18 protein-coding genes and 1 pseudogene are annotated in these 13306 nt (G+C 66.4%); 16 read left to right on the top strand and 3 right to left on the bottom strand.

Going from position 1 to position 13306, the window contains the following annotated elements:
• The first annotated feature begins 127 nt into the window (after positions 1-127).
• The 15 genes from SREC43747_RS20360 to SREC43747_RS0117635 all read left to right on the top strand — a co-directional run bounded on the left by SREC43747_RS20360 (position 128) and on the right by SREC43747_RS0117635 (position 9933).
• Entirely contained in the window at positions 128-391 is a 264-nt protein-coding gene (locus SREC43747_RS20360) for a YbaB/EbfC family nucleoid-associated protein (RefSeq protein WP_051388134.1), read from the top strand.
• On the top strand, positions 392-598 hold the full coding sequence (locus tag SREC43747_RS20355) for a hypothetical protein (RefSeq protein WP_051388133.1): 207 nt from the start codon (positions 392-394) through the stop codon (positions 596-598).
• A gap of 26 nt (positions 599-624) precedes the next feature.
• Positions 625-957: a DUF2563 family protein gene (locus SREC43747_RS0117715; RefSeq protein WP_037332484.1), complete on the top strand. Its 333-nt coding sequence runs from the start codon at positions 625-627 to the stop codon at positions 955-957.
• A gap of 8 nt (positions 958-965) precedes the next feature.
• Complete coding sequence (locus tag SREC43747_RS0117710) at positions 966-1808, top strand: WXG100 family type VII secretion target (protein ID WP_160173014.1); 843 nt, start codon at positions 966-968, stop codon at positions 1806-1808.
• A 2-nt stretch (positions 1809-1810) separates the two neighbouring features.
• The gene (locus SREC43747_RS0117705; RefSeq protein ID WP_029722683.1) at positions 1811-2413 is read left to right on the top strand and encodes a hypothetical protein; all 603 of its coding nucleotides are present in this window, start codon (positions 1811-1813) and stop codon (positions 2411-2413) included.
• Between the two features lie 122 nt (positions 2414-2535).
• The gene (locus tag SREC43747_RS0117700; protein WP_029722682.1) at positions 2536-3057 is read left to right on the top strand and encodes a hypothetical protein; all 522 of its coding nucleotides are present in this window, start codon (positions 2536-2538) and stop codon (positions 3055-3057) included.
• A gap of 143 nt (positions 3058-3200) precedes the next feature.
• Positions 3201-3701, top strand: coding sequence for a YbaB/EbfC family nucleoid-associated protein (locus SREC43747_RS20350; protein WP_152528465.1), 501 nt, complete (start codon positions 3201-3203; stop codon positions 3699-3701).
• Positions 3702-3712: 11 nt separating this feature from the next.
• A complete protein-coding gene (locus tag SREC43747_RS0117690; protein ID WP_236623259.1) occupies positions 3713-4036 on the top strand; it encodes a hypothetical protein in 324 nt (107 codons plus the stop codon).
• Positions 4033-5412: a WXG100 family type VII secretion target gene (locus SREC43747_RS19960; RefSeq protein ID WP_037332480.1), complete on the top strand. Its 1380-nt coding sequence runs from the start codon at positions 4033-4035 to the stop codon at positions 5410-5412. The genes SREC43747_RS0117690 and SREC43747_RS19960 overlap by 4 nt, the downstream gene beginning before the upstream one ends.
• Positions 5413-5651: 239 nt before the next feature.
• Positions 5652-6125 (top strand): hypothetical protein, encoded by a 474-nt coding sequence (locus SREC43747_RS0117680; protein ID WP_152528464.1) that lies wholly within the window; start codon positions 5652-5654, stop codon positions 6123-6125.
• 6 nt (positions 6126-6131) lie between these two features.
• Positions 6132-6818 (top strand): hypothetical protein, encoded by a 687-nt coding sequence (locus SREC43747_RS20345; RefSeq protein ID WP_152528463.1) that lies wholly within the window; start codon positions 6132-6134, stop codon positions 6816-6818.
• A gap of 733 nt (positions 6819-7551) precedes the next feature.
• Positions 7552-7803: a hypothetical protein gene (locus SREC43747_RS0117660; protein WP_029722674.1), complete on the top strand. Its 252-nt coding sequence runs from the start codon at positions 7552-7554 to the stop codon at positions 7801-7803.
• Positions 7804-7835: 32 nt separating this feature from the next.
• The gene (locus SREC43747_RS0117655; protein ID WP_029722673.1) at positions 7836-8018 is read left to right on the top strand and encodes a hypothetical protein; all 183 of its coding nucleotides are present in this window, start codon (positions 7836-7838) and stop codon (positions 8016-8018) included.
• A 609-nt stretch (positions 8019-8627) separates the two neighbouring features.
• Positions 8628-8813, top strand: a complete 186-nt coding sequence (locus tag SREC43747_RS0117645) for a hypothetical protein (RefSeq protein ID WP_037332479.1) — start codon at positions 8628-8630, stop codon at positions 8811-8813.
• A 430-nt stretch (positions 8814-9243) separates the two neighbouring features.
• Positions 9244-9933 (top strand): hypothetical protein, encoded by a 690-nt coding sequence (locus tag SREC43747_RS0117635; protein ID WP_152528462.1) that lies wholly within the window; start codon positions 9244-9246, stop codon positions 9931-9933.
• A gap of 178 nt (positions 9934-10111) precedes the next feature.
• On the opposite strand, the gene SREC43747_RS0117630 is transcribed toward SREC43747_RS0117635, so the two are convergent.
• The 3 genes from SREC43747_RS0117630 to SREC43747_RS0117620 form a co-directional block, all read right to left on the bottom strand.
• The gene (locus SREC43747_RS0117630) at positions 10112-10384 is read right to left on the bottom strand and encodes a hypothetical protein (RefSeq protein WP_029722667.1); all 273 of its coding nucleotides are present in this window, start codon (positions 10382-10384) and stop codon (positions 10112-10114) included.
• Positions 10385-10472: 88 nt separating this feature from the next.
• Positions 10473-10619 (bottom strand): hypothetical protein, encoded by a 147-nt coding sequence (locus SREC43747_RS21410; RefSeq protein ID WP_160173013.1) that lies wholly within the window; start codon positions 10617-10619, stop codon positions 10473-10475.
• A gap of 48 nt (positions 10620-10667) precedes the next feature.
• A complete protein-coding gene (locus tag SREC43747_RS0117620; RefSeq protein ID WP_081722670.1) occupies positions 10668-11972 on the bottom strand; it encodes an MFS transporter in 1305 nt (434 codons plus the stop codon).
• Positions 11973-13078: 1106 nt separating this feature from the next.
• Here SREC43747_RS0117620 and mihF point away from each other — a divergent pair.
• Positions 13079-13282 (top strand): annotated as a pseudogene (gene mihF / locus SREC43747_RS19955) (integration host factor, actinobacterial type); the annotation flags it as partial.
• Positions 13283-13306: the final 24 nt, after the last annotated feature.

Here is a 13306-nt window from a genome sequence, read left to right as displayed (position 1 = left end):
GTCGGGAACCAACCGCTGTGACAACGCATCAACCACAGACGATGATCTTGCCCTGAACACCGATCAAGATCCAAACGAGACACGCTCTTAGCCTCGCTGGGAGTAGACGTGACCGCTAGGGGGAGAAGTGAGCACTGTCTCTGAACGCATCCAAGAGATGATGCGTCGTCTCGAGGAGCAGGCGCAGAAAGCTTCTGACCTGCAATCGGCGATGCAGAACATGCAGGGGACGGCGAGCAGTCCCGATCGATCGGTGACGGTGACGGTGGGACCGTCCGGCGCGGTGCTCGACCTGCAGCTGGCGCCGAATGCGGTCCGCCAGTCGGCCGATGCGCTGCAGCAGCAGATCCTGACGGCGATTCGCGAGGCAACGGCGAATGCGGCCCAGTAGATGAACGAAGCGGTGGCGCCGATCCTCGGCGGCCAGCTCGACCAGTTCCAACAGGCGTTCAACGCCCAGGCTTCGATGATCAAGTCCCCTGTTGACGATCGGGCGACAGGCGTTGCCGGTCCAGCGACATCCCAGCGCCGATCTGAGCGGAGCGTCGACGACGAGGACGAGGACGAGGACTTCTCAGAGGGTCCGTTCTTGCAGTGATTGGTGTGCCCAACGGGGAGGCGTGGATGAGCGGTCAGAGCATCGAGGTCAACCTCCAGGCGTTGACCCAGTACGACAAAGCTGCCGATGTTCACGGTGAGGGCTTCGACGGAGTCGTGCAGAAGCTCGAGGAAACCCGCGTCGGACGTGAGAGCTTCGGTGTCATGCCGGGGAGCGGCGAGATGTTCTCCGGGTACGAGGAACGCGTCAACGCATGCGTGGAGAGCTTGCGGGAGTGCGCTGAAGCGATGCGGACACTCGGCGACATCGTCGTCGATTGCGCCAACCACTACCAGCAGATCGATGAGCAGATGGCTCAAGAATTCGGCAAGATCGCCCAGCAGCTCGGAGGTGCCTGATGCCCCCGGTGACCAAGATCGAGGTCAACAATCAGCTCGAGAGCTTTCTCAACGGTGTGCCGGGCGAGATCCAGTTGATCGTTCGGCCGCTGCTCAACCCGTTCATCGAGGCGATCGAGATGGTCGCCGGTGACCCGGACGACCTGACTCGGGCAGCGGAGGCATGGCGCGATGCTGCGTCGCAGGTCCGCGATGTGGCGAGGGAGCAGAAGTCGGAGGTCGCGAAGACGCGAGAGCAGTGGAAGGGGGAGGCGTCCGACGCTTTCGGGCGGAAGCTCGACGCGGTCGGCAAAAACCTGGAAGACGTTGCCAAGAACCTCGAGGACACTTCGAACCTGCTCGTCGAGGCGGCGAAGGGTTGTGCCGAAGCAGCGAACTTGATCTTGGACATCCTCCTCGACCTGGTGATGATGCTCGTAACGGACCTGTTGGTGAGTCTCTCGCTTGCCGTGATCAGCGCGGGCGCGTCGTTGGCAGCGGGCGCGGCGAAGGCAGCGATCACAGCTAGCAGGGCGTTCGCAAAGGTCGTCAAGGTCATGGAGAAGCTGGCAAAGCTGCTCGAGAAACTCCGCGAGCTGCTGATGAGGCTCAAGAAGGGGATTGAAGCGTACAAGAAGGGCTTTCAGGAGCTGCGGCAGCTCAAGAAGAGCACCAGTGCTTTCAGCGCCGAGGGGTTGGCAGCTCGAGTGGGCAAATCCGTGTACACCGCACCAGTCCGAATGCCACTTGGGCGGATCCTCGGTGAACCCGTACCGGGCGGTGCAGTTAGCGGTGTGATCCAGATGGGTAAGGACACCTACGAGTACAGTCAATCCGACGATGCCCTCCACAACCAGGATCCAAATCGCTGATCATGCCTCTTTTGAAAGCGCTCAGGGCGTATGGCGATGAGGCCCGGCGTGCGCTGGAGCGAGGGGAGGAGTTGCTGGCGCTCTCCCCGGCGGCGGTGGCGTACGGTGTGACCGGTGGCCCGTCGGGAGCTGAGCCGGATGTGGACGCGAAGCGCGAGAAGGTCCAGCGGGTCGTTGGTGCCGCGAACGGGTCTCACAACAAGTTCGCTCGAATCTTGTTGGCGCCGTTGGGATTGTTCGGTGCGGGACCTTCGATCGATGTCGATGTCGAGAAAATCCTCGGTGGGCGCACCTGTGAGGGCCCCGGTAGCTCTGCTGCGAGGGATGTGCAACAGGCGGTGGCGAGGTGCGCGGACGCCCTCGTCGCGGTCACCGATCGGCGATTGCTGGTGATGGACTACCGAACCAGCGCTGGAATGCGAATCCAGTGGGCGGCGCCCCGGCAGGTCGTCGCCGCGGCGCGGCACCGTCCCCGGTTCCTGGCGCGGGGGCGTTTCCAGCTGGAGTTCGCCGACGGGTCGTGGATCGTTCTCAGCAACTGGCCGCCGAACATCGGGAGCTGGCACGCGAAGCGGGTCGTGGAGGCATTGGCTTCGCACCGTTGAGCCATTGCTTGCCCAGGTCGTGATGGCGCGCGGAACCGCCGCATCGCATGCCCGGGCCGGTGGTCCCATGGGTGTCGGCATCTCCCGGACTCGGAGCCGCAGTGCTTGATAGGAGTGGTCGCATGGTCTCCGCTGCGAATGACGCCGCGAAGCAGAAGAAGCCGCCGCGCGTGCTCCGGTGGATCGTCGCGCTCGTGCTGCTCTGGGTGATCACCCTCGGCTATTACGTGATCGCCAGCGAGATCCTGTTCTGGTCCCGGCTCTTCGGCAAGGGCGAGGTCGCGGCAGACCCGGTCGTGCAGGTGGAGCTGGAGCGGGGCCAACCGTTCGGCCTGGGTGGGCCGATAGGCGAGTACACGACGTGCCAGGTGGTACCGGAGAACGGTGAGGCGAGGGAGCTCGTGGCTGCCTCGTCGTCGTCCAGCAGCAGGCGCAGTTCTCGGCTTCCCCGGCCGGAACCGGCGTGGTTCTCCGGTCGGGCGGAAATTCGCTGCACCGGCCCCACCACGGTTCTGCTCCCGGAGCGCTACGACGAGACAGAGACGTACGTCATGAGCGGGCTGCTGGGCGCTTCCGGTCTGATGGTCCTCGTGGTCGTCGTGCAGCTCACGAGGCGAGTGTGGTTCGACACCGGGAGGGGGTAAGCCCAGCTGTTTGCTAATGCGAACGAATGTGGCAAGGTCGACGAACGAACGTCACAAGATCTAAACGAACGTCACAAGATCTAGATCGGTCGTCGGTGGCCGACTAGCCTCGGCGAGGCACTTCCGAGTCCAGGGGGTAATCGGTGAGCGCAGCTTCAGAGCGAATCCAGGAAATGCTGCGCCGCTTCGAAGAGCAGGCGCAGAAGGCGTCCGAGTTGCAGTCCGCGGTGCAGAACTTGCAGGGGACCGCGACCAGCCCGGACCGCTCGGTCACGGTGACGGTGGCTGCTTCCGGTGCGGTGATGGACCTCAAGCTGGCGCCGAACGCGGTGCGCCAGTCCGCCAGCGCCCTGCAGCAGCAGATCATGGCGACGATCCGCGAAGCGACCGCCACCGCGGCGGAACAGATGAACAACGCCGTGGCACCGATCCTCGGCGACCAGTACGAGCAGTTCCAACAGGCGTTCAACGCCCAAGCTCCGACCCTCAAACCGCCGACGGGAGACGAGGCGCCGGAGGCGACCGCACCGTCATCCCAGGGCGCGTCGACTGGCCCAGCGGCCAAGCGGCGACCGCCGCAGCGGACCGCCGACTTCGACGATGACGACGATGAGGACTTCTCGGGCGGGTCGTTCTTGCACTGAGGGAGAGAGCCATGACTGATTTGAGGGTGACGCCGGAAACCCTGTCCGGTCACAGTCAGGGCTGCGAGAGCTTGGCGGACAAGTTCGCTCAACTCGCCGATCTGCTGCACCAAGCTCGGGTCGACGACCAGTGCTTCGGGCCGGTCGGCCAGGTGATCGGGATGCTGAACGGCTACTACAGCAGTTTGGAGGAGTGCCAGGACCTGGCCAAGAAGGCGCAGGCGTTCTTGCAGCGCACTGCCCAGTCCTTGCGTGATGCGGAGAAGGACCACGCGGACAGCGACAAGCAGATCGCGGAGACGTTCGAGACCCTCGCCAAGGAGCTGGCCGGATGACGGAACCTCAGGGACCGGGCGATTTCGAGACCCTCAACCAGGGCAATGGCGGCGAGAAGGACTGGTTCCAACAAGCTGCTACGCGCGGTTCGTCGTTGTGGGACGCGTACAAGGACTACCAGGACGCGCTGGTCGAAACCAGGGACAAAGTGCAGGACGTCGCGCAGGGCGGCGAGTTGGCGGACAACGTGCCATCGCCAGATCTGGGCGTGGCGGTGTTCTCGTTGCGCGCCGAACTGCTGACTTCGCTCGCCAGCCCAGGTCAGGCCTTCATGGAGAACGGGCTCGGCTTCCTGGTGTCGATCGTGCTCAGCCCGCTGATCGAACTGGGCGAGTACGTGATCGGTGACCCGGAGCAGATGCGCGCCACCGGCAAAGGTTGGGACAACGTCGCCACGTGGCTGGACAACGTTGCGGAGCAGGAGCAGAAGCGCGCGCAAGCAACAGCGGACTCCTGGGTCGGCAAGGACGGTGACGCATTTCGCACCCAGATGTCGGAGTTCGCCGAAGGTGTCAAGGCACTCGCCGCCGACATCCGCGATCTCAAGAGCACGCTCGACACGTGGGCCGACCTCATCGACATGTTCGTCGAGTTCCTCATCCAAACGATCACCGAACTCGTCATCGGCCTGATCGTCCAGTGGTTGGCCGCGCTTGCTGCTTCCTGGGTCACCGCTGGGGCTTCGGTGGCCACCGCCAGCGCCGGTACGGCCGTCCAGGTCGGTACTACCGGTGCCCGCATCGGTGCGCGTATCGCGCAGCTCCAGGGCAAGCTCTTCCAGCTCTTCCAGAAAGTGGAGCGGCTCCTGCAAAAGCTGCGCGAGATGGGGCCGCTCAGGAAAGTCATCAACAAGATGGAGGACTTGCGTGGCGGCAGGTTGTTTGAAGAGAAGTTCAAGCACGTCCAGCAGATGGCCGGTCGACGGCTGGACAGGCAGAACTCTGCATTCAAGATCGTGACGCAAGCCAATTCGGAGGACCTGACGTCCAAGGGAGGCAAGTTCCTCAAGAGCGACATCACAGAGACGGACGCGTACCAGAAGGCCGCCAAGAACCTGGATGACCGCATCGCGGAAGCGCGGAGGCTAGGTAACGATGATGTCGACAAGGCGCTCACTGCGGACAGGGAAAACCTGAAAAAGGACATGAAGGGTGTCCAGGGGCTTGCCAGTGGAGTCACCGGTACTGTTCTGCACGGAGCTCTGGGTGGGAAGACCACCATTGGTGAAGCCGCGTTCGCAGCTGGGACCGATGTCGCTATGGATGCGGCCATCGAGCAGAGCGCGCACCAGATCTACGACACCGGCAAGGGCTGGTTCCAGGGTGATCTCTCGAGTGAACAACGTGACGCTGCTCAGGAGCGTGGTTTCCAGTGATCGAGGTCTTGGCGGCCCGTGCTTCGTGGTGCGCACCCGAGGAGAAGATCCTCTGGTGTCACCCCATGCCCCATAAAGCAGGGCAGTTCGTCCTGTACGCCGTGCCCGGTTTGGACGAATTTGGTAAGCCGCGCAAGTTCTCTCGAACTGCGGTGGAAGCAGCGAGCGGTGCGGCAGCTCTCTTCTTGGAGGCCCTCCTCAGTCAAGATGAGACGGGCAATACGGCACACGACCAGGACGTGCCCTGGGCTGTGGTGTCCGGCAAGGGGCGGGACTGCCTTGCGGTGTCGTACTTGGCGGAGTGGCAGGCCAACGGGGGAAATTCCACCAAGCACCGTGGTCGAACACTGTTCTGGGTGTTGACGTCGCACCGGTTGGGATTGCTCGACTTCACCCCTCGGGGCGGAAGTGAAGATTCCGGTTCGTCCGGCTTGTTGGGCGGGTTGAAGAAGACCCTCGGTTCGGTGTGGGACCGGGAGGAGCAGCAGCCCGCGAACCAGGAACTCGAATTGCCCGTGCCCTTGGTGTGCGCTGAGGTTCCGCGGGACGCCATCGCATCGGTCGAGGTCGTGGAGCAGAAGGTGAAGGGATGGAAGCGGCATTGGTTCAAGGTCGTGCTCACTGACGAATCCGCGTTCTTCATCTCCCACCAGAAGCACACCGAGAAGAGGTTCTTCGACCGGATGCTCGCGATGACCTACGGGCAGGAGTGAGGGGGCGTGGTGAAGTCGAAAAAGCAAATGCGGACCGCTCTGCAGGCCGAGTGGGTGGCCGAGGGCGAGGAGTTGCGCTGTGTGCTCGGTGAAAAGGACGTCGTAGGTCATCTCGGTGCCACCATCGGCGGGCGTTTCGCCGTGCCGCACCAGCCGTTGGGGCCGGTCCCTGAGCTGGACGTCGATCATTCTTCGCTGGCTCCGCCCAGTCGACCTGTGCGGGAAGGGAAGTTCCACGGGGACGAGTGGATCCACGACCCGGCGATGCGGGGGTGGGTCTACGCGGCGAGCCCGGATCAATTGGCTGTGCGCTGCGCCGATCACATCGCTGCTGCTGGCCCGGAGGCGTGGTACGTCGCGACCGATCGTCGTTCCGCGGTCGTCGTGGACAGCTCCGTGGTCGCCAAGGCCAAGGCCGAGAGCGAGTCGGAGTCAGCTGCTGCCGAACGGAAACGCGGGGTAGGGGGCCTGCTGGGCAAGGCCCGGTCCGCCTTCGACGCGGTGGCGGAGCTGTCCGAAGGGCTGGCGAAGACGGGGAAGCGGGTGGCGGTGCTGTGGGAGTGCTCTCACGACCAGGTGCGCAATCGGGAGTTCGTCGAGCGCGGGAGGAGCACCTTGCCGGAGTGGTTCGAGCATTTGGATTTCGTCGACGGCTCCGCACTGGATCTCAGACTGAACCTGCACGGCCTCTAACCAGGTAAGGACACTGGTGGCAGAGCAACTCTGGAAGTTTCTGCAGCGCGAAGTCGCCAACGCGAGGCGGTGCTACGGGGAGCCGCGCTTCCTCAGCAACACCCTTGGCGATCAGATGACGCTGTCTGAGGCGATTTTCGACGCGGGGCACCTCCACCGTGGCCGGTGCGGCGATCAAGCAATGGGCCGAGCACGTCTGCGGTGAGGTGCAGGACCGAACCACCGGTATGACCGAGGACGAGCGGAGAGCCGCTCAGGAGAAGGGTTTCTCGTGATCGAAGTGATCGCGTTGCGGCGGTCCTGGGCACAACCAGGGGAGTTTCTCTGCTGGGTTGTCGACGCGGAGGGCAGGTACCTCTTCGAGGTGTCCGGGCGGGACGCCACTGGGGCGCCGAAGAAGGGCTTCGCAGCGCGGTTGGCCGGCGGCCTCGGGGCGCTGCTCTGGAAATGCTCGATGCGGCGACCGGTGGCAGCGAGCCGAACTGCAGAGAACCCCCGACGGGCGTGGTGACCGGTGTGCCGCCCGACTGCCAGTCGGCGTCGTTGGTGGACGTCTACCGCCAGCACAGCGGCCGCGCAGTGTGGGCGCTGACCGATCGTCGCTCGGCTCTCGTCGAGGTGTCGGCCCCGGAGACCTCGGCAAGTGAATCCGAGTCGCTGCTCTCCCACGCTCATCGCATGGGTGCTGAACCGCTGGGGACAGGAGCAACGGTCAGGAACGGCCGAGGAAACCGTGGAAGACGAGCCCGCTTTGCCGGACGTGCCATCGTTGCAGGAGTGGCCGCGGTCGATCGTCGCGGGGTTCGAAGCGACTGGCCGCAAGCTCGGTCGGAAGCACAAGAGCAGCACCTGCCACTACCTGAAGATCCGGTTCACCGGCGGTTCCGCGTTGGAGCTCGAACAGTTCAACGAGTTGGAGCTCGAACAGTTCAACGAGGAGAGCGACGGGTTGCGGCTGGTGGACATGAGCTGCGGCCGGGCGTGACGGGGCATGGAGTGGGACGAAGCACGTCGTCGATGACCAACCTCCTGGTCAAGCACTGGGCGGACGAGGCCGAGCAGGTCGTGCACGGGTTCGGCAACGAGGAACGGCAGGGCTGCGCCGCCTCGACGGTCCAGGGTGTGACTCGGGTGCCGCACCGCGTACCGCGCCTGGCGTGCGGTTGGCGGAGAAGCACCGGCGCAGCACGACACCGCTGAAAGCGTTGCGGGACGGCGCCTTCGTGGGAGACGAGTTCGTGCACGATCCCGGACTCTGGGGATACGCGCAGGCCGCCACGCCCAACGACCTCGCGATCCGGTTCGCCGACAACCTCAGCTCGGCTGGGAACGCGAACTTCTTGGCGATGACGAGCCACCGGATCGGTGTACTGGTGGAGACGGCTCACCTGGAGTCCGAACAGTCGGAACCGGTATCGGAAACACCCTCGGACGACAAGGGGTTCTCGCTGCTCGGCGCTGCGAAGTCCGCGGTGCGGAGCACGGCCTCCCGAGGAGGCGAAAAACCGGCCAACCCGGTATGTGCGCGGTTGAAGCTCCGAGAGCGCGATCTGCGAGATCACGCCGGCGGTCATGGGGCGAAGCGGAAGACCGGTGCGCTTCTTGCGCTTCTGGTTCGCCGAAGGCCCCAGCACTCAGCGCGGAACACCCCGAAACCGGCCAGCTCGCCGATACGATTCGCCTGAACCTGCGGTGATCCCTGGTCCGGCGGCCAGGGGGCGAGTCCCCCTGGCCGCCGGACCAGGAGCGTCCACGGCGCAGACCTATCTGCAGGGAAGACAGCGGCGACGGTCGGCGGGGAGTGGTGTGGTGAGCGAACGAGTCGGTGGGGTGCTGGCAGCACGGCACGGGTGGTGCGGGCCGGACGAGGTGATCCGCTTCGCAGTGCCGTGCACGCCGTCCGGCATCCGTTTCGACGTCACCGGGCTGTCGTGGGAAGGCGGCCCCGAGTCGATGGGAATCGGGCGCGCCATCACCGCGGTGGAGGACCTGTGAACTCGTCCGCCGACCACGACAGCCGCCTCCCACCGCCGAAGGTCGTCTGCTTCGGCCCGGGGCCGCAGTCGCAGGTCATGCGACTCCGCCCGAGCACCGAGGACATCGATGTGCGCTTCACCTGGGTGTTGACCTCGCACCGGCTCGCCCTGCTGGCGGAAGTGCCCGAGCCCGCGGCGGGGGAGGGGGCTTCGGGGTCGTTCTGGAGAAGGCCCGCAAGTTCGGCGCCGGGGTCAGGGACTTCTCCCGCGACGTGGTGGACGTGCTGCAGGACAAGAAGCTCGCCGCGTACCCGCCGAACGAGCCGATCCCGGTCGCGCCGGTCACCACCCGCGGGGAGTTTCCTCCGGCCTCGACGTGATCTCGGCGGCGGAGGAGAACGCCGCCCGTCTCGAAGCGATGGCGTTCGGGCGCCAGTAAGGGGGGTGTGGTGCTGAAGGACCCGTTGAAGCTGGAGAAGCTCGCGGCGCGGACGTGGTGCCGGCAAGGCGAGGCCCTGCTGATGCGGATCGGGCCGAGGTGGGGGCACGTGGCCTTCGACATCGGTGGCCGCCGCGGCGCCCCGCACGAGCACGGCGGACGCATCCCGCTGCGGAGCGCTCGCGTCCCGGAGTGGTCGTTGCCGACCGAGACGGTCGCCACCGGGCGCTACCACGGCGACGAGTGGGTGCACGACCCGTCGATCTGGGCGTGGGTGCACGCGCCGAACCCGGCCGCCGCGGCGGTCGGGTGCGCGGACGGGCTCGCCGCGGGCGGGGCCGATGCGTGGCTGGTGCTGTCGAACCACCGCATCGCGGTGGTGATGGCGGCGTCCGCGGCGCAGGAACCCGAACCGGCGGCCGAACAGGAGTCCGGCGGCTGGTTGTCGCGCGCCAAGTCGATCGCCAAAGGTGCGCAGGCCCTGGTGCGGTCCGAAGAGGAGTCCCTGCTGACGCTGTGGGAAGCGCCCAGCTCGGTGATCCACCGCTTCGGCGCACTGCCGATGGGGCGCGACGTCGAACCCGTCTGGTTCGGGCAGATCGCCTTCCAGGACGGATCGACCCTGCTGATCCGGATGGACGGCAAAGTGGCAGCGGAATCCGTCGTGCCCGCCGGGAGTTCGCTCGCCCCGGCGCGATGATCAGCCCCTCCTGACCTCGGCGTGGCCGCGGGAGACGCCCGGCACGCGTTCTCCCGTTCTGGAGGTGGTGGGCTGTGCGGGTGCGGCACGTGCTTGGCAGTCCGCTGTGGAGAAGAACGCGGGTGTGACGCAACTCCGACAGCGCTTTCAGCCGGCTGTTCGCCGGGCAACGCCCCTGTCACCGGTGGAACCGGCGGAGCCAGGTCTTCACCCGACTGATCCAGGCCTTCTCCTGCGGGGGCTCGCTGGCGTTCTGACCGGGGCTGGTCCCGGGTTCCGGGGGAACGCAGGCGTCCCCGCCTTCACCGGGACGGTGCTGGAAGTACTGCCGGGTCTTGCCCGCCCGGTACAGGACCGGCCGCTGGCAGACGTAGCAGGTGTAGTGCTCGTCGGGGTCGGCATCACTGGCGTTGACGAGCTGACCGGCGGAATTGCGCGCTCTCTTGGCCACCTGTGCCCCACCTCTGTCGCGCTGCACCTGATCGGGCCGCGTTCCAGCGGCAACCGGTGATCAAGTGTGCGCCGAGAAGGCCTCGAGGTCATCGGCTGTTCGGTTGTTTTGTCCTGGCACGACGCGGTTCCCGAGGTGACGCGTGATCGCGCCACCACAGCAGGAGCAGGGTGATGTCCAGGGCCAGCGCCAGCACGGTGATCAGGCCGAGGAGCACGAATCCGGTCGTGGGCACGGTGATTCTCCTTCCCGGGGAACGGACGGGTTGCGAGAGCCCAGGTGATCAGCCGGAGGCGAGCTGCGAGCCGGGTGCAGTGGTGGGGGTGCGCTCCCCGCTGCTGCGGGCGAACGGGGCGAGCAGAGCGGCCAGCAGGCACAGTCCGCCGGCGGCGAGCCACATCGGGTCGTAGGAGCCGGTCAGGTCGCGGATGAGACCGCCGAGGAACGCCATGAGCCCGGCGCCGAGCTGGTGGACGGCGTTGACCCAACCGAAGACGATGGCCCCGTCGGCTCCGTAGCAGCGGTGCGCCAGCGCGATGACCGGGGGCACGGTGGCCACGTCGAGCACGCCGAAGACGACGACGAACACCACCATCGACGGTCGCACCGCCGCTGCGAACAGCAGCGGCAGGCACATCAGCGCCACCGCCCGCGAGGCGAAGCAGCCGACCAGCAGCCAGCGCGGATCGACCCGGTCGGTGAGCCATCCCGAGCTGACCGTGCCGACCACGTTGAACACCCCCACCAGGGACAGCAGCGAGGATGCGACGGTGATCGGCATGCCGTGGTGGTGGGCGGCGGGCACGAAGTGGCTCCACATGATGCCGTTGGTCGACGCGCCGCAGATGGCGAACATGCCGGCCAGCAGCCAGAACGGTCCGGTTCGGACCGAGCGCAGCAGCACCCGCGCGGTGCGCTTCGCCGCGCCCGGCGTGGGCGGTGGTTTGCGGACGAACTCGGTGGCCCCGTAGGGGGTGGTGCCGGCGTCGGCGGGGTGGTCGCGCAGCAGCAGCCACACCAGCGGAACCACGCACGCGGCGATGAGGGCGACCGTGACCAGTGCGGCCCGCCACTGGTAGGCCGCGACGACCCAGGACAGCACGGGTAGGAGCGCGAACTGCCCGAACACGCTGGCCGCGGTCAGGATCCCGGTGGCCAGTCCGCGGTGGGTGACGAACCAGCGCCCGGCAACGGTGGCGGCGAAGGTCATCGCCATCGCTCCGGTGCCGAGACCGACCAGCAGACCCCAGTACAGCGTCAGCTGCCACGCCTGGGTCGTGACGGTGGTCAGCACCGCGCCGAGGGCCACCAGGGTGAGCGCGCCGATGACGACCGAGCGGATGCCGAAGCGGTCCATCAGCGCGGCCGCGAACGGGGCGGTCACCCCGTAGAGCACCATGTTCGTCGACACGGCGACGCCGATCGTGCCGTGCGACCAGCCGTGTTCGTCGTGCAGAGGGGTGACCAGCAGCCCCGACATCGTGGTGAAAGCACCCGCGGCGATGATCGCGCTCGCGGCGGCGACCAACGCCCACCACGCCCGGTGCACGCGAGGGGGTGGCGCAGCTGTGCGCAGACTTCGGCTCATGCGCCAAGCGTGCGCAGCAGGCTCTCGCGCCACGAGTGGCTCGAAGGACAACATGCGAAAGAAACGGGCCAAATCGTCGCGGGCCCCGGTGCTCCTCGCGGCTCGTGCTCCCGGTCCGGGTGGCTGCTTTCCGGTGGTGCTCCCGGAGTTCCGCGGCACCTCCGCTCCACCGCACCGGGGCGTGGTTTACCCCGATTCACCGGAAGGACCGGCCGGGTCGTTGGCACCGGCACCCGGGTGACGGTCGGCGCTGCCGGCGAACGAAGTCCTCAGTGGACTGTCGGGAGCTGGCGCTGCGCTGGTGGTCCGCGGAGAAGGCGACTGCTGCGCGTGCCGCGTTCAGCGGTCCGGATCCCTCGGGGCGGTGCTTCGCCCCGGTGAACGCGCTGACTCCCGCAGCGCTTCCGCTCGGAGGAGGAGCCGGTCGTGGACCTCGGGAAGCGCGTCCGGCGGGGGAGCAGGGCTCCGGGTGGCGGAGTCGGGGTGCTCGCGGTCACCTCGGGGGACTTCCACCAGGGGCGCAATTGGTCGTCGGGCCTCGGGGTGCGGGAGCGCGCTGCGGTCTCCGGGAGGAGCGCTGGGGACGTCGATCGGTGGCCGCGCTCGTCGTCGGTTGGGTCGGGAGCGGCTCGTGTCGCGGGTGGAAGTGGCGCCCTCTTGGGGCGTCCCGGTGGCCGCGCTCGACGGTGGGCACCTCAGGGGTGGGCCGATCGCGCCGGTCAGCAGCGCTTCCGGCGAACGGAAAGTTTCGCCCGTTTCGGGGTTTCTGCGCCGTGACCTGGTGAAAGGAGTTGTTGATCACTTTTGAATCGATTCAGTGACTCGGGGGTGTGTGAGGGCGGTTAAAACCGGCCGATTTTCGCCCGGAAATCGGACACATTCGAATAAGTTTGAACGAGGTTAGTGCACTTCAGCGGCTTTGTTGGTAGGACTGGCAGCGGCCCCTACGCCCCCGTGCATGCCGTGTACGGGAGGATCGGCCGGGCCTGGAGGCGGTAACGGGTGAATTCCGCTCACAAAAACCGGGACCCCCTTTGATCCCAGTTGGGCGGAGTCGGTACCGTCACCGCACCGATCAAGAGAAATCCCACATCACGGAGGACATGGTGGCCCTTCCCCAGCTGACCGAGGAGCAGCGGGCAGCAGCGCTGGAAAAGGCGGCTGCCGCTCGTCGTGCCCGAGCTGAGCTCAAGGAGCGCCTCAAGCGAGGCGGAACCACGCTGGCCCAGGTCCTGGAAGACGCCGAAAAAGACGAGGTGCTGGGCAAGATGAAGGTCTCTGCCCTGCTCGAAGCTCTTCCTGGACCTGGGCCAGCGTGGTTCCGCCTCGCTTGA

Source organism: Saccharopolyspora rectivirgula DSM 43747, assembly GCF_000497205.1.
Classification (GTDB): domain Bacteria; phylum Actinomycetota; class Actinomycetes; order Mycobacteriales; family Pseudonocardiaceae; genus Saccharopolyspora; species Saccharopolyspora rectivirgula.
Note: the sequence above shows the minus strand (reverse complement) of the source record. Positions and strands in the feature narration are given on the sequence as shown.